The 14282-nt window shown below is 72.8% G+C and carries 21 protein-coding genes; 10 read left to right on the forward strand and 11 right to left on the reverse strand.

Annotation, left to right across the window (positions count from 1 at the left end):
- Nucleotides 1–74: 74 nt before the first annotated feature.
- From AB0E19_RS10375 to rpmG, 5 genes are all read right to left on the reverse strand, one after another.
- A complete protein-coding gene (locus AB0E19_RS10375; protein WP_362176300.1) occupies nucleotides 75–782 on the reverse strand; it encodes a helix-turn-helix domain-containing protein in 708 nt (235 codons plus the stop codon).
- 87 nt (nucleotides 783–869) lie between these two features.
- Entirely contained in the window at nucleotides 870–1106 is a 237-nt protein-coding gene (gene rpsR, locus AB0E19_RS10380; protein ID WP_362176303.1) for a 30S ribosomal protein S18, read from the reverse strand.
- A 55-nt stretch (nucleotides 1107–1161) separates the two neighbouring features.
- Nucleotides 1162–2325, reverse strand: a complete 1164-nt coding sequence (locus AB0E19_RS10385) for a GTP-binding protein (protein ID WP_362176306.1) — start codon at nucleotides 2323–2325, stop codon at nucleotides 1162–1164.
- Complete coding sequence (locus tag AB0E19_RS10390; protein ID WP_362176309.1) at nucleotides 2322–2570, reverse strand: type B 50S ribosomal protein L31; 249 nt, start codon at nucleotides 2568–2570, stop codon at nucleotides 2322–2324. The genes AB0E19_RS10385 and AB0E19_RS10390 overlap by 4 nt, the downstream gene beginning before the upstream one ends.
- 95 nt (nucleotides 2571–2665) lie before the next feature.
- Nucleotides 2666–2830, reverse strand: coding sequence for a 50S ribosomal protein L33 (gene rpmG / locus AB0E19_RS10395; protein ID WP_169090767.1), 165 nt, complete (start codon nucleotides 2828–2830; stop codon nucleotides 2666–2668).
- 64 nt (nucleotides 2831–2894) lie between these two features.
- On the opposite strand from rpmG, the gene rpmB reads away from it, so the two are divergent.
- The 5 genes from rpmB to AB0E19_RS10420 all read left to right on the forward strand — a co-directional run bounded on the left by rpmB (nucleotide 2895) and on the right by AB0E19_RS10420 (nucleotide 5623).
- Complete coding sequence (rpmB, locus tag AB0E19_RS10400; RefSeq protein WP_362176313.1) at nucleotides 2895–3131, forward strand: 50S ribosomal protein L28; 237 nt, start codon at nucleotides 2895–2897, stop codon at nucleotides 3129–3131.
- Nucleotides 3131–3436 carry a 30S ribosomal protein S14 gene (rpsN, locus tag AB0E19_RS10405; protein ID WP_362176316.1) on the forward strand — a complete coding sequence of 102 codons (306 nt, stop codon included), beginning with the start codon at nucleotides 3131–3133 and terminating at the stop codon, nucleotides 3434–3436. The genes rpmB and rpsN overlap by 1 nt, the downstream gene beginning before the upstream one ends.
- Nucleotides 3437–3569: 133 nt before the next feature.
- Nucleotides 3570–3740: a 50S ribosomal protein L32 gene (gene rpmF / locus AB0E19_RS10410; RefSeq protein WP_360599642.1), complete on the forward strand. Its 171-nt coding sequence runs from the start codon at nucleotides 3570–3572 to the stop codon at nucleotides 3738–3740.
- A gap of 4 nt (nucleotides 3741–3744) precedes the next feature.
- Nucleotides 3745–4965: a GTP-binding protein gene (locus AB0E19_RS10415; protein WP_362176320.1), complete on the forward strand. Its 1221-nt coding sequence runs from the start codon at nucleotides 3745–3747 to the stop codon at nucleotides 4963–4965.
- A 226-nt stretch (nucleotides 4966–5191) separates the two neighbouring features.
- Nucleotides 5192–5623, forward strand: coding sequence for a DUF4240 domain-containing protein (locus AB0E19_RS10420; protein WP_362176323.1), 432 nt, complete (start codon nucleotides 5192–5194; stop codon nucleotides 5621–5623).
- A 44-nt stretch (nucleotides 5624–5667) separates the two neighbouring features.
- Here AB0E19_RS10420 and AB0E19_RS10425 read toward each other — a convergent pair whose 3' ends face one another.
- Complete coding sequence (locus AB0E19_RS10425; RefSeq protein WP_362176327.1) at nucleotides 5668–6072, reverse strand: hypothetical protein; 405 nt, start codon at nucleotides 6070–6072, stop codon at nucleotides 5668–5670.
- Nucleotides 6066–6665 (reverse strand): TIGR03086 family metal-binding protein, encoded by a 600-nt coding sequence (locus AB0E19_RS10430; protein WP_362176330.1) that lies wholly within the window; start codon nucleotides 6663–6665, stop codon nucleotides 6066–6068. Before AB0E19_RS10430 ends, AB0E19_RS10425 begins: the two co-directional genes overlap by 7 nt.
- A 58-nt stretch (nucleotides 6666–6723) precedes the next feature.
- On the opposite strand from AB0E19_RS10430, the gene AB0E19_RS10435 reads away from it, so the two are divergent.
- Nucleotides 6724–7173 (forward strand): MarR family transcriptional regulator, encoded by a 450-nt coding sequence (locus tag AB0E19_RS10435; protein WP_362176333.1) that lies wholly within the window; start codon nucleotides 6724–6726, stop codon nucleotides 7171–7173.
- Nucleotides 7174–7224: 51 nt separating this feature from the next.
- On the opposite strand, the gene AB0E19_RS10440 is transcribed toward AB0E19_RS10435, so the two are convergent.
- On the reverse strand, nucleotides 7225–8142 hold the full coding sequence (locus tag AB0E19_RS10440) for a TIGR03620 family F420-dependent LLM class oxidoreductase (RefSeq protein ID WP_362176336.1): 918 nt from the start codon (nucleotides 8140–8142) through the stop codon (nucleotides 7225–7227).
- A gap of 215 nt (nucleotides 8143–8357) precedes the next feature.
- Between AB0E19_RS10440 and AB0E19_RS10445 the strand changes: the two genes are divergently transcribed.
- Nucleotides 8358–8909, forward strand: a complete 552-nt coding sequence (locus AB0E19_RS10445; RefSeq protein WP_362176599.1) for a TetR/AcrR family transcriptional regulator — start codon at nucleotides 8358–8360, stop codon at nucleotides 8907–8909.
- 134 nt (nucleotides 8910–9043) lie between these two features.
- Here AB0E19_RS10445 and AB0E19_RS10450 read toward each other — a convergent pair whose 3' ends face one another.
- Nucleotides 9044–10876, reverse strand: a complete 1833-nt coding sequence (locus AB0E19_RS10450; RefSeq protein WP_362176602.1) for a rhamnogalacturonan lyase — start codon at nucleotides 10874–10876, stop codon at nucleotides 9044–9046.
- 377 nt (nucleotides 10877–11253) lie between these two features.
- On the opposite strand from AB0E19_RS10450, the gene AB0E19_RS10455 reads away from it, so the two are divergent.
- Nucleotides 11254–11484, forward strand: a complete 231-nt coding sequence (locus tag AB0E19_RS10455; RefSeq protein WP_362176339.1) for an e9imm peptide — start codon at nucleotides 11254–11256, stop codon at nucleotides 11482–11484.
- A 318-nt stretch (nucleotides 11485–11802) separates the two neighbouring features.
- Here AB0E19_RS10455 and AB0E19_RS10460 read toward each other — a convergent pair whose 3' ends face one another.
- Nucleotides 11803–11979 (reverse strand): hypothetical protein, encoded by a 177-nt coding sequence (locus tag AB0E19_RS10460; protein WP_362176342.1) that lies wholly within the window; start codon nucleotides 11977–11979, stop codon nucleotides 11803–11805.
- A 189-nt stretch (nucleotides 11980–12168) separates the two neighbouring features.
- Between AB0E19_RS10460 and AB0E19_RS10465 the strand changes: the two genes are divergently transcribed.
- The gene (locus AB0E19_RS10465; RefSeq protein WP_362176345.1) at nucleotides 12169–12615 is read left to right on the forward strand and encodes a hypothetical protein; all 447 of its coding nucleotides are present in this window, start codon (nucleotides 12169–12171) and stop codon (nucleotides 12613–12615) included.
- A 309-nt stretch (nucleotides 12616–12924) separates the two neighbouring features.
- Here AB0E19_RS10465 and AB0E19_RS10470 read toward each other — a convergent pair whose 3' ends face one another.
- The gene (locus AB0E19_RS10470) at nucleotides 12925–13347 is read right to left on the reverse strand and encodes a metalloregulator ArsR/SmtB family transcription factor (RefSeq protein ID WP_362176348.1); all 423 of its coding nucleotides are present in this window, start codon (nucleotides 13345–13347) and stop codon (nucleotides 12925–12927) included.
- Between the two features lie 436 nt (nucleotides 13348–13783).
- Between AB0E19_RS10470 and AB0E19_RS10475 the strand changes: the two genes are divergently transcribed.
- Complete coding sequence (locus tag AB0E19_RS10475) at nucleotides 13784–14242, forward strand: hypothetical protein (RefSeq protein ID WP_362176351.1); 459 nt, start codon at nucleotides 13784–13786, stop codon at nucleotides 14240–14242.
- Nucleotides 14243–14282 lie beyond the last annotated feature (40 nt).

The following is a 14282-nucleotide window of genomic DNA, read 5'->3' on the forward strand; positions in this document are numbered from 1 at the left end:
GTTCGATCGACGGTTCCCGGCCGGTCGGCCGAGAACCGTCGGCCACGTGAGGAACAGTAGGTCGGCGTGCGGGGTCAGGTCTTGTACAGAAGCGACAGCGGCAACGCCGTGTCCGGAGTGGCGAGCTGGGTGGCGGTGCGCCCCACGTACCGCTTCAGGGAGCGTGCCAGGTGCGGCTGGTCGAAGTAGCCCAGCCGGTGCACGACCTCCTGCGCCGCTACGCCCTCCTGGATGAGCACCGCCGCCTGACGCGCCCGGTGGATCTGCCGGACGGCGCCCTGGGTCAGGCCCGTCGCCGCGACGAAGCGCCGCTGCAGGGTGCGCTCCGAGACGTCCGGGGCGGTGCCGGTGTCGCCGAGCGCGGCGGTGACGACCGGGTCGACGTCCACGATGCCCTCACGGACCATCCGCCGTACGAACGCCTCGGCGTTGTCGTAGTCGGGGACGTGCCACGCCGAGCCCTTCAGCCACAGCGAACGCCGTGTCACCTCGGGGATCGCCGCGCTGCCGCCGACCAGTGCGCTCACCGGGATGTGCGGCATCGACGTGCCGAGCGCGAAGCTGATCCCGAAGAAGACGGCCTCGCCCGGGACGGGTGCGAGGGAGGCCTTCGCCTCCGGGCCCAGTACCGCCGCCTGGGGGACCCCCTGGTGCTCCCAGAACACGAGCTCCCAGTGCGAGGTCGCGACCGACATCATCCGGCCGGCCTCGTCGCTGCGACTGCGCCACACCCGTTCGATGTACGGCACCTCCGACGGCCGGCTCTCGACCACCAGACCCATCCTGGCCCCCTCCCCCGGTCGACCTCACCGATCCGGTCGACCTCACTGCTCCGGACCCCGGCAGTGTGGCATCCCGGCCGGAACGCGTCAGCGGCCGGTGTACGGCAGCAGCGCCATCTCCCGGGCGTTCTTGACGGCGGTGGCGAGGGCCCGCTGCTGCTGGGCGGTCACCCGAGTGACGCGGCGGCTGCGGATCTTGCCCCGGTCGGAGATGAACGTGCGCAGCAGATCGGTGTCCTTGTAGTCGACGTACGTGATCCCCGCCGCGTCGAGCGGGTTGGGGCGGGACTTCACGGGCTTGCGGGGTTCCTGGCGTCGAGCCATGGCGGTGTCTCCCTGTCTTGGGGGGCGGATGTCTCGGGGTTCTGCGGGTCGAGGGTCAGGCGGCGGTGTCGAGGAGGGAGTCGAAGGCCGCGGGCAGGTGCTTCCAGGCGTCGGGCCCGGCCGCGTACTCGGCGTCGGTCAGCAGACAGGATTCGAGGAGCCGCTCCAGTCCGTCCCGGTCGAGTCCGGGCGAGGTGAAGACCAGGTGCTGGCAGCAGTCGCCGTGTTCCGGGTGCCAGTCGAGCGCGGCCGCCGCCTGGCGCACGGGAGGGATCAGCTCCCAGGCCGCGTCGGGCAGGGACGCCAGCCAGGGGCCGGCGTTCTCGACGCAGAGCGCGCCGCCGGCCGCGTCCCAGGCGAGCAGGGTGTCGGGGCGGTCGGCGAGCCAGAACCGGCCGCGGCTGCGCGCGGCGGCGCAGCACAGGTCCTCAAGGGCCTGGTAGAGGCGCTCGGGGTGGAACGGCCTGCGCCGATGCCAGACGAGCGTGGTGACGCCCGCCTCGTCGGCCTCCTGCGGAAGGAGTGCGCACGCGGGGTGCTGGGCGGCCGCCGCGGCCTCGACGTCGAAGCCCGCGAACGCGGCCCGGGCCAGCTCGGCGGAGGCGGCCGGCACCTGGCGTGCGGTGGGGTGCAGCTGGGCGAGCAGGGCGCGGTCCTCGTCGTCGGCTTCGTCGTTGTCGACGACGGCGAGGACCGGGGCGTACTCCAACTGCCGTGCCCAGGTGTCGGCGACGGTCCGCCGGTCGGTGGGCGCCGCCGCGAGGCCGGCCTCGGCGAGGTCGTCGCCGTTGCCGAGGTACGGCAGGACGAGTGCCGGGTCCACGGCCGTGATGACGCCGGTGAGCCTGAGCCGGCCGCGGCCGTGCGCGGCGATGACCTCCGCCATGGCCTTCGGTTCCACGGAGTCCCACAGTTCCACGACGGCGAGCCGGGTCAGCCCGCCGTCCGCCAGCCGTTCCAGCTCGGGGACCAGGTCCTCGCGCAGCGCGCAGCAGGCGCAGTCGTCGACGAGCGGCGTCTCGTCCCGGGACAGGGTGCCGGTGGCGTCGCGGACGAGCCGGAGGACGGTCCCGCGGGGAGCGTCGGAGAGGTCGTGGTGCAGCGCGACGCTGCCGGGGACGGTCCGCAGGAGCCGGTCGACGACCTCCCGCCGGGCCTCGGAGTGGAGGCCGGCGACGACCGCGACGGCCAGTTCGCTCCCCGTGTGCCCCGTGCTCATCGGCCGCTTCCGTAGCGTCGCTCGAAGCGCTCCACGCGCCCGGCCGTGTCGAGGACGCGGGCGGTCCCGGTGTAGAAGGGGTGGCTCGCGGAGGAGATCTCGACGTCGACGAGGGGGTAGACGTTGCCGTCCTCCCACTCGACCGTCTTGTCGCTGGTCATCGTCGACCGCGTGAGGAACGCGGTGCCGGAGGCGGAGTCGCGGAAGACGACGGGGCCGTAGGCGGGGTGGATTCCGGGCTTCACGGCAGGAACCTTTCGGGGATGGGGGTGGGCATGGGTGTGGGGATGGGGATGGGGGGATCAGCGCGGTTCAGGCGGGCTTCCGCCGGTGGCAGGGGTCAGCGGTCCTCTCGGAAGTCGACGTGCCGCCGGGCCACGGGGTCGTACTTGCGCAGGACGAGCCGGTCGGGGTCGTTCCGGCGGTTCTTCCGGGTGACGTAGGTGAAGCCGGTGCCCGCGGTGGAGCGGAGCTTGATGATCGGGCGGATCTCGTTGCGTGCCATGGGGCTAGTATATGGGAACGATTTTCATTTCCAACCAGCCCTCTTCGGAGAAAGGCGGCCCCCCATGTCGGCCCTCTGCCAGCTGACCGGCGCGAAGCCCGGTTTCGGCAACACCATCTCCCACTCCCATCGGCGCACCTCGCGCCGCTTCGACCCCAACATCCAGCGCAAGCGCTACTGGCTGCCCAGCGAGGGACGGCACGTCCGCCTCACCCTGAGCGCCAGGGCGATCAAGACGGTGGACGCGATCGGCATCGAAGCGGCCGTGGCCCGCATCCGCGCCCGAGGAGGGAAGGTCTGATGGCGAAGAAGAGCAAGATCGCGCAGAACGAACGGCGCAAGGCGGTCGTCGAGCGGTACGCCGCACGGCGGGCCGAGCTGAAGGAGGTCATCCGCCGCCCGGCGTCCACCCCCGCCGAGCGCGAGGCGGCCCAGGCCGAGCTGCGCCGGCAGCCGCGCGACGCCAGCGCCACGCGCGTACGCAACCGCGACAGCGTCGACGGCCGCCCCCGCGGCTACCTCCGCAAGTTCGGCCTCTCCCGCGTGCGAACCCGCCACCAGGCCCACGCGGGCTTCCTCCCGGGAGTGACCAAGTCCTCCTGGTGAACCGGGACGTGCCCCCGCCGGAGCCTCCCGGCGGGGGCACGTACGCAGACCACCACCCCCCAATTGATAATGGGTCCCGTTTTCATATAGCCTCGGCGAGTCACCCCCCGACCGAACGAGGAGACCCGACCCGATGGCCGTCCCCAAGCGGAAGATGTCCCGCAGCAACACCCGCCACCGCCGCGCCCAGTGGAAGGCCAGCACTCCGCAGCTGGTCGCCGTCACCGTCGACGGTGTCGTGCACCAGGTGCCGCAGCGACTGGTGAAGGCGTACGAGCGCGGCCTCGTCCGTCCCGAGGGCTGAGCAGTTGACCTCCTACGAACGCCTGCCGGTCACGGTCCTCTCCGGGTTCCTCGGAGCGGGGAAGACGACCCTGCTCAACCATGTGCTGACCAATCGCGAGGGCCTTCGGGTCGCGGTGATCGTCAATGACATGAGCGAGGTCAACATCGACGCCGCGCTCGTCCGGGGCGGCGAGGCGGCGCTCTCGCGGACCGAGGAGCGGTTGGTCGAGATGACCAACGGATGCATCTGCTGCACCTTGCGCGACGACCTCCTGGAAGAGGTCGAACGGCTCGCGCGCGAAGGGCGGTTCGACTACCTGCTCGTCGAGTCCAGCGGCATCTCCGAGCCGATGCCGGTCGCCGCGACCTTCTCCTTCCCCCGGGACGACGGCGCCACCCTCGGCGACCTGGCCCGCCTCGACACGATGGCCACCGTCGTCGACGCCGCGAACTTCCTCCGGGAGCTCGACGGGGGCGAGGAACTGGCGGCCCGCGGCCTCGCGCCGTACGAGGACGACGAGCGCACGATCAGTGACCTCCTCGTGGATCAGGTCGAGTTCGCCGACGTCATCGTCCTCAACAAGCTGGACCTGGTCGGCCCCGACGAGGCCCGTCGGCTCCGGGCGGCCCTGTCCCGGCTCAACCCGGAGGCACGCATCGTGCCCGCCGTACGCGGACAGGTGGCGCCCCAACAGGTCCTGGGCACGCGGCTGTTCGACGTCGAGCGGGCCCAGCAGGCCCCGGGCTGGGTGAAGGAGCTCAACGGCGACCACGTACCGGAGACCGAGGAGTACGGCATCTCCTCCCTGGTCTTCCGCGCCGATCGCGCCTTCCACCCCGGACGGCTGTGGACCCTCGTCACCGAGGGCCTGGACAGCGGCGCCTACGGGCGGATCCTCCGCTCCAAGGGCTTCTTCCGGCTCGCCAGCCGGCCTCGCGTGACCGGTCTGTGGTCGCAGGCGGGCGCCGTCGCACGATTCGAACCCGCCGGCGCCGCAGGCCCGGAGACCGGCCAGGTCCAGGAACTGGTCTTCATCGGCACCGACTTGCGCCCCGAGGCACTGCGCGCCGCACTGGACGCCTGCCTGCTGTCCCCGGGCGAACCCGTACCCGGCGAGGACGAGTTCCCCGAGTGGGAGACGTACGGCATCGACGACGCCTGCGCACACGAACCCGGGCACGAGCACGGACGCGAGCGTCGGCCCGAGCACGGGCATGCGTACGGGCACGAGTACGTGGCCTGACACAGCAGGCCGAAAGAATCCGGGCCGGACGGTGGTCGCAGCCACGGCACCGTCCGGCCCGGTCCTCGTCGTGCCGCGCCATGCCGTGCCGTGGCGCGGCCAGGACGTCGTCTCTCGTAGCGTGATCCGTCGATCCGCCGATCCGGGGCCCGACTGTTGCCACCGACCGGCCAGGGCACGCAGCCGACACGCCGGTTTGTCACACCTCTCCGTCATGCTCTCCGGCATGAACGAGAACGCCTTCTGGCAGCTCATCGAAGCGTGCAGCCCCTCGGTCCCCGATCCCGAGGGCAACGAGCTCGCCGCTGCCCTGACTGCCCGCCTGACGAACGGCCCCGTGTCCGACGTGGTCGGCTTCGCCGAGCAGCTCTCCTGGGCCCTCTACAGGCTGGACCGCAAGGAATACGGCGATGGCCTGTCGAGCGATCAGTTCCTCTACACCCGGGCTGCGGTCGTCGCGGCCGGTCGCGAGGAGTTCGAGAGCACCCTTCGATCCCCGGAGCGGTTCGTGCCGTACGCCGACGGCTTCGTCTGGGCCGAGGCCCTGCTCTACGTACCCGACAACGCATACGAGCACCTCACCGGTGAGGAGTGGGACCGCAGCACCCGCTACAGCTACGAGTCGTACTCCAACAGGGCCGGATGGACCGCTGCGTAGGCGCCCGCGGTCCGCTCCCACCCCTCACCCCTCCGACGCGGCCTCTACGCCCGCGGGCGTTCGAGGAACGTGCGGGCGTGGGTCCAGACGGTCTCCGGGTCGTACGGTTCCGGTCGGCGCCAGGTGGTCGTGGTCAGGGCGCCCCGCCCACGGTACGCGCGCATGATCTCGACGTGCGGCGGCCAGGCGACGAAGCTGCCGAGTGCCTCCTCGTCGCGCCAGACGGCGACCGAGCCCACGCGTCGGGACAGGGGCCGCGCCCAGAGCCACATCCCGTACGCGCCCTCCAGCTCGGTCCATCGCGCCGCCAGGGCGCGGGCGGCACGGTAGACGCCCGGCAGGTCGGCGATCCGGTCGGGCCGGAAGGCGGTGACGGTGACGGTGACGCCAGGAGGGGGCGCGGCGACGGGGGCGGGAAGGGGGCCCGGCGTCCAGGAGGACCTCAGCACGCGGTGTCCGCCGGGCGCCGCCCGAGCATCGCGAGGATCCGTTCCAGGACGGACGCGTCGGCGGCGGTCGCGAGCCCGGGCGCGAAGGGGCTGCCCGGAGCGCGCCGGAAGTCGCCGTCGGGGACGGCGCGGGCGATCGGCAGCGCGGCGGCGAGGACGTCCGGGCCCGGGTCGTACGGGAGTCCCAGGGCGTGGGCGACGTCCCACCCGTGCACGACGTAGTCGAGGAAGTGGAAGCCGAGGGCCCGCCGGGCCGTGACGACCGTCCCCGGACCGAACTCCGGCAGGGCGAAGGGACGGTCGGGGTCGTCGACGGCCGCGAAGGCGGCGAGGACCCGGTCGGCGGCCTTCCCGTATCCGCCGTCCGTCACCTCCCACCGGGCCGGGTCCGCGCCGTCGCCTTCGGCTGCCGCCGCGAACCCGTGGTGCTGGGCCGTCATGTGGTCGAGAAGGTCGTTCACGTCCCAGCCGGCGCAGGGCGTGGGCCTGGTCAGGTCGGCGGGCGTCACGCGGGCGACCAGGCGCACGGTGTCCCGGACGACACGGGCGTGGAGACGCCTCAGGTCGTCGAAGGCGTTCCCCTCGATATTCATAGGCATACGCTTACGATCTGCGTGAGCGTACGATTTGTCAACGGGTAGTTTCATGCCCATGTCCGAGAACGCAACCCCGAGAGAAGAGCGCCGCCCCGACCTCGCGGCGATGGTCGTACCGCTGGGCCGTGCCCTGATGGCCGCGGAACGGCCGGTGCTCGACGCCCACGGCCTGACCATGTGGGCGTACGCCGTCCTGCTCCACCTCGACGAGGCCCCGATCCGCACGCAGGCCGCGCTGGCCGAGGCCATCGGCGCGGACAAGACCCGGATCATCGGCGTCCTCGACGCCCTGGAGGAGGGCGAACTGATCGACCGCGTGCCGGACCCCAAGGACCGCCGAGTACGCCTCCTCTCCCTCACCCCGGAAGGCCGCCGGGTACGGGACGCCGCGCAGTCCGCCATCCAGGAGAGCGAGGAGCGCCTCCTCGCCGGCCTGTCGACGCGCGACCGGGAGGGCTTCCTGCGGGCGCTGCGGGTGCTGACCGAGGCCACGAGGGCCTCCTGAAGCCCCTCCCCGACTCGGCAGGGTCGGGGAGGGCCCGGGCCTCCTCCAGGGTCAGAGGGGCGCGAGGGCGGAGGCGAGTTCGCGCCACTCGCGCTGCGGGAGCGTGGTCGGGTCGGGGGTCAGGACCTGGAGGCAGACGTGGTCCGCGCCGGCGTCGGAGTGGTGCCGGACGCGGCGGCGGACGGCCTCCGCGTCCCCGTACGCGACGACGGCGTCGACCAGGCGGCGGCTCGGGCCGCCGGCGAGGTCCGCGTCGCCGAAGCCCAGCCTCCGGACGTTGGCCTGCTGGTGCGGGGCGGCCGTGACGTACGCGGCGACGTGCGCCCGCGCCAGCTCCCGCGCCCGGCTGCGATCGGTGTCCAGCACGACGGCCTGCTCCACGCCGAGGAACGCGTCCGGTCCCATGACTGCCCGGGCCTTCTCGGTGTGCTCGGGCGGCACGAAGTACGTGTGCGCGCCCCACGTGGTCGCGGCCGCCAGACCGAGCATCTTCGGGCCGAGGGCCGCGAGCAGGCGGCGTGGCGCGGGGTCGGGGACGGGGCCGTGCGCGGGGGCGGCGTCCATCGCCCGGAGGTAGGCCCGCATCGTGGACAGGGCGCGGCCTCGCGCCGGTACGGGGTAGCCGTCCACCTCGTGGATGGTGTCGTCCACCCGGTGGCCGCCCAGACCGAGTACGTACCGCCCGGGGAAGGCCTCGCCCAGGGTGCGTTCCGCGGCGGCGGTGGCGAGCGGGTCCCGGAAGGCGATGTTGGCGATGCCGGAGGCCACGGGGATGCGGCGGGTCGCCGACAGCAGTAACCAGGCCTGGCCGAAGGTGTCGCGGCCGAAGGCCTCGCCGTACCAGATCGCCCCGTACCCCAGCTCTTCGAGTTCGGCGGCGGATTCCCGTACGCGTCCGGCGGGCTGTCCGTCGTAGGCGAAGGTCCAGATGCCGACGCGGCCGGGATCGGTCGATGCGGGCGGTGTCATGCGTGCGTACTCCTCGGGTCGGTCGCGGAACACAAACGGAGAGGCTCTCCGCTTCCCTGGGGACGCTACGATACGGAGAACCTCTCCGGTTGGCCACACCTGGCAGGCGGAACGGATCGCGACGGGACGCGACGGAAGGCAGGACGATGACGGCCGAGCACGGCATCGGCGGTGTCGGTGGTGTCGGCGGCAGCCCCGCCGATCCCCCACGGCGCATGGACGCCCGCCTCAACCGGGAGCGCCTGGTCGCGGCCGCGCGCGAGGTGTTCGCGGAGGCGGGCCCCGGCGCGTCCCTCAACGAGATCGCCCGCCGGGCGGGGGTGGGGCCGGGGACCCTGTACCGCCACTTCCCGGGCCGGACCGACCTGTTGACCGCCGTACTCAGGGACCGGATCGAGACCTTGTGCGGACGGGCGGAGCAGCTGCTCGGCGCGCAGGACGCGGACGACGCCCTTCAGCGGTGGCTGCACGACTTCCTCGACCACGCGCGGGCGAACCAGGGCATGGGCAGTGCCCTGCTGGTGGAGACCTCCGCCGCGGCCGACCCGGACTGCCGGCGACGCATCCTCGGCGCGGCGAGCGGACTGCTCGACCGGGCTCGGGAACACGGAACGGCCCGCGCCGACGTGACCGTCGACGACCTCGTGCACCTCGTGGTCGGCATCGCCCTGGCCACGACCGGCGGCGAGTCCACCGGGCCGCAGCCCCACCGCCTCCTGGACCTGGTGCTCGACGCGGTGTTCGGGCCACCGCGCGACGGCGGGTGACAGGGCGACGGTGCTCGACAGGTGTGCGGTGCGCCGGTCGAGGTGATGGCGGGGCGCCACGGACGGACGGTGCAGCGGCGGAGTGAGCCGGCGTGCGCCGGGCCGCGGTGTCCGTCCGTGGACGCCGCCTGCGGTCAGGGGGTGTGGACGGTGGGGCGCGGTGCGGTGGGCATGCCGGCGCCGAGGAAGAAGGAGGGGTGCGGGGGCTGGTTGTAGGCGGTGTTCTGCCAGGCGAGGGCGGTGCGGTACTGGGTGTCGTGGAGCAGGGTGGTGATCCTGGTGCCGGTCGGGTGGGGTGTCGAGTAGATGCGCAGGGCGGTGTTGTCCGAGGTGCGCCAGACGATCTCCTCGCGCCAGTCGCCGAGGATGTCTCCGGAGAGGGCGGGGGTGGCCTTGGTGGTGTTGTTGGAGGAGACGCCGGAGCCGGTGAGGAGGCGGGTGTCGCCGGCGGTGCCGTACTTGTCGACGCGGGTGCCGTCGAGGAGTTCGCGGACGGTGTCGCCGTCCCACCAGGACAGGAAGTTGATGCTGGAGGGCTCCCGGCCGAGGGATGCGCCGGTCGCGGAGCGCAGGGTGGTGTCGGAGGCGGACCAGGCTTCGGCGCCGGGACTGCCGGCGTAGATGTCGCCGGCCACGCCACGGCCGTTGTCGGCTCCGGAGGCCGTCTGCCACAGGATCTGGCCGGTGCGGGCGTCGGCGAGCCAGGAGCCGGGCTTGGTCTTGTCCTCGGAGACCTTGAAGTACTCCAGGCCCTGCCGGGACGGGTCGAGGTCGCCGACGTGGCCCGCGTCGCCGTGACCGAGGCGGGTCGTCCAGAGTCCGGCGCCGTTGTCGTCGACCGTCATCGCGCCGTAGACGATCTCGTCCTTGCCGTCGGCGTCGACGTCCGCGATCGAGAGGGCGTGGTTGCCCTGGCCGTCGTACCCCTTGCCGACGTTCGTGGAGGAGTTGGTGTCGAAGGTCCAGCGGCGGGTGAACTGGCCGCCCCGCCAGTCCCAGGCGGCGATGACGGTACGGGTGTAGTAGCCGCGGGCCATGATCAGGGACGGGCGGGCGCCGTCGAGGTAGGCGGTGCCGGCGAGGAAGCGGTCGACGCGGTTGCCGTAGGAGTCGCCCCAGGACGAGACGGTGCCGCGCGCGGGGACGTAGTCGACCGTGCCCATCGCCTTGCCCGTCTGGCCGTTGAACATGGTGAGGAACTCGGGTCCGGACAGGACGTAACCACTCGCGTTGCGGTGGTCGGCCGCCGCGTCGCCGATCACCGTGCCCGTACCGTCGCGCGTGCCGTCGGCGGTCTTCATGGCGACCTCCGCCCGGCCGTCGCCGTCGTAGTCGTACACCTGGAACTGGGTGTAGTGGGCGCCGGAGCGGATGTTGCGGCCGAGGTCGATCCGCCAGAGCCGGGTCCCGTCGAGCCTGATGCCGTCGATGACCGTGTTGCCGGTGTGGCCCGACTGGGAGTTGTCCTTGGCGTTCGCCGGCTGCCACTTCAGGACCAGGTCGAGCCTGCCGTCGCCGTCGAGGTCACCGGTACTGGCGTCGTTGGCCTCGTACGTGTACGCCACACCGTCCGGTGTCGTGCCGCCGGCGGGCGCCGAGATCGGCACGTCCAGGTAGCCGGAGCGGAACTTCAACGCACCTTCGGAGGCGGGCTGTTCGGCGCCGTTGATCACGGCGCGCACGGTGTAGTCGGCGGAGTCCGCGGCGCCGGAGTCGAAGTAGTTGGTGGAGGCGGTGAGGGGGGTGGGGGTGAGCTTCGTGGTGCCCCGGTAGACGTGGAACGCCACGTTGTCCGGGTCGGTGGCGAGCCAGCGCCACGAGACCAGGTTGCCGCTCGCGGTGTGCGTGCTGGTCAGCCCCCGGTCGAGGCGTTCCACCTGGCGGGCGGTGGCGGCGTGCGCGGTCTGCGGCGACGTCACGAGCCCGGAGACGGCGAGCACGGCGGCCGCGACACCACTCGTCAGCAGCCTGCGCGTCGACCGCCTCCGCGTCGGGAGGGAGGGCGGGGCGGGCGGGCGGAGGGGAATGCGCGAGGGGGCGCGGGTGGGGGCGGGGGCGGGGGCGGGCAATGTGGCCTCCGTGGCGTGGGGTGCGTGCGGGTGCGGCCCGTGGGACGTGAGGGGCGCGTTCACCACGCCGCCTTCACGGGCACGGGCGACGTGGGAACGCTCCCACGAGGGGTGAGCGTAGGAACCCGCTGACGCCCGGTCAAGAATCCTGTCGCATCTTGTTGTTCGCCGATGTTGGGATTCGTTACTTTCCCTGCCGTGTGCAGGGGAGGGTGACCAGGTCTCGTCCTGCCGCTCACTTGCCCGGTCAGGGTCGTTCAGCAGTGGGGGTGATCATGAGTGCCATGGATATGAGCCGGACCGAGGCCGTTGCCCTCGTGCAGCGGATCATGGCTGCGGACTACGCCTCCGAAGAGGAGGCGGACGAGTGGTTGGACATGCTCGGCGGAGCCCTGGCATGCCCGACCGGCCGCGTCAGCGACTTGATCTTCCACCCGTCAGGGCGGGAGCTCTCGGCCGCCGAAGTGGTCGATCAGGCCCTGGCCTATCGGCCGATCGCCTTGTGAGGTCGACGCCCGACCCCGGAGCCAGACGGTGAGGGTCGCCGCGGCGGCCGTGCCGAGGTGGACACGGACGACCGGGGACAGCCAGCGCCCGGTCGGGAGCTTGCCGGCGAACCCGCCGCGTCGGCCGAGGCCTGGACGGGCCGAACCGTTCAGGCAGGTCACACCACCCGGAGGAGAGGATGAGCCCGCGGACGCGGCGCCGGCACTTCTGGCGCAGGGCGAGGCCGAGGTCCAGGACGGGGGACGTTCGCGGGTGCCGCACGGCGCCGGGCCCCTGAGGGGTGCGGGGCCGTACGGTGGCCTCGCCGTCGGACCGCGTCACGCCTCGGGCCGGGGAGGAGCGTTCCCTCCGGCTGCCCGCCGCGCGCGCAGCGCGGCCTTCGCCTCGGCCTTCGCGCGGTCGAGCTGTTCCCTCAACTGGCGTATACGGGCCTCTCGTTCGGCGCCGGTCAGGCCCGTGAGTCCCAGCCGTGCGTCACGTTCCTCCTGAGACATGGCGTCCCCTCCCCTTCTCCCCCCGGCATGATGCACCACCGCGCTCGACGCCGGCGGAACACGGATCCCCTCCCGCTCGGACTCCGGGGACGTACGGCCCTCGGCGGCGGCGCGAGGGCGCCGCGACACGGCGGCGGGGTGCCCGGGCATGGCGAACGGCGGGGGTGTTCCGCGCCTACGTTGGGCGGCATGAACGACATCACAGCCGAGCTCGACGACTTCCTCGTCCGGTACGCCGGCGCCCTCGCCTCCTTCGACGCCGAGGCGGCGGCCGCGTTGTGGGGTGCCCCGGGCATGATCCTCGACGATCGCAGCGTCGGCGTCGTGGAGACCCGGGAGGCCATGGTCGACGGGCTGAAGCGTTCGTACCCCCTGTACCGTCGGCTCGGCCTGACGGCGGTCGGCCATGAGCTGCTGAGCCGTGATCAGCTGAGTGACGCCGTCTTCCTCGTCCGCGTCCGGTGGCTCTTCTACGACGGGGACGGCGATCTCATGACCGACAGCTTCGGCAGCTACCTCCTGCGCCGCGACGCCGACGGCGCGGGTCTGCGGGCGTTCGTGTACGTACCCGTCGACGACGCCGAGAAGCTGCGGGAGCTCGCCGTACGGAAGGGGATCGATCTCACCGGGGAGTAGACCGGGCGGGTGAGGTTGCCCTCGCTCGTCGGCGACGTCGTCGTGCGGCAGGCAGGCAGGCAGGCAGGCAGGTGTGCAGGTGGGCGATACCGGTCGGGGCCTCCTGGGCTTCGGGGTGGACGCCCCGTTCGCTCGCCCGGCGCGCCCGCGTCGGCGGGTCGGCCGGTCACCCCAGCGGTCCGGCCGGGTCGGGCACGCGCCGTGGAGACGGCGCGGCTCCGACGGGACGAGGGGCGTACACCCTCGTGTCGGGCGCGGAGCGCGTGGTCGCGCTCACGCGCCCCGCCCGCATCGCGTTCGGTGGACGCGTCAGGTGCGTGGCGGCGGAGTCGGAGAGGGTGTCCGGCCGGGTGGGGTCGGGCCTTCCTGCCCATCGGGGCCGGTGTCCTGCCTCGCCTCGCGTTCCGCGCTTCCGTGGAGGTCGGCGAGCAGCTCGGCCTGGCCCTCCAGAACCCCGGAAAGGATCGAGCGCGCGACGGCGAGGAGGTCGGCGACCTGGGGGCTGGTCAGGGAGTAGTACACCGACGAGCCCTCGCGGCGGGCGACGACCAGGTTCGAGCGGCGCAGGACGGCGAGCTGCTGCGAGAGGTGCGCCGCCTCGACGTCCACGTCGGCGAGCATCTCGGAGACCGCGTGGTCCCGCGTGCTCAGCAGTTCCAGGACCCGGATGCGTACGGGATGTCCGAGCGTCTTGAAGAACTCGGCCTTCAGTTGGTAGAGCGGCGCCTTCACCGGGCCCACCGCCGCCGCGGGTCCCGTGCCGATCCCGACCGTCCAGAACTGTTCACCATGGGGACCATCCTCGCCGCTGCGGGTGGCGACGCCGAGCCCGGGGTCTCCCGGCCCCGGGGCCGGGTCACCCGGATCGGCCCGGGTCCCCCTCTCGCTGTGCGGGCCAGAGGGGAACCCGGGGGTACGCGCGCCCGTGTCCGTGACCGGGCGGGGTCGCGGGCGGGCGCGTGCCTTGCCAGTCGTCGCCGCGACCACTCGCGCTGTCGACCGGGCCCGTCCCGCGGGCCAGTGCCGTCCGCCGGGTCGTCCGGGACGCCAGGAGGGTCCCGACCGCCCCCGCCGGAGGAGGGAAACCCTTTGGCGCGGAACCTTCTCCGTCCGCCCCGCCGGCCGACCTAAGCTGGGGACGAACGGCACCGAACGAGGGGGAGACGGCTTGGACCCGATCACTGCAGCGGCGCTCGCGGCCCTGGCGGGCAGCATCGGTTCCGAGGCCGGGCGGAACGCCTGGCTGGGACTGACCGCGCTCGTCCGACGCCCCTTCCGCCGCAGCGCGGCGCTGGAGGAGGCCCAGGAGGACGGCGCGCTCGCCGTCAGCTCCGGCGAGGCCGAGGTCGCCGCCCTGGAGGGCGCGCCCGCCGACCCGGTGCACGCCCAGGCACTCGCCACCGCGCTCCATGTACGGGCCGCTCTGGACGGAGAGTTCCGCGCGCTCCTCGACGCGTGGTGGCGTCAGGCCCGGACGCAGTCGGGCGGCAACGTCCAGAACAACATCAGCGGCACGGTGAACGGCACCGCCGTCCAGGGCCGCGACCACTCGAACCTCACCTTCCACATGACCCGCACCACCGGTTCGGGCGACCACCGCGACCAGGACGTGACCGGCCGCTCCTGAGCGGAACGCGCGCGGCGCGACGGCGGCGGGGCCGATGCCC

Source organism: Streptomyces sp. NPDC047974 (assembly GCF_040653375.1).
GTDB lineage: Bacteria > Actinomycetota > Actinomycetes > Streptomycetales > Streptomycetaceae > Streptomyces.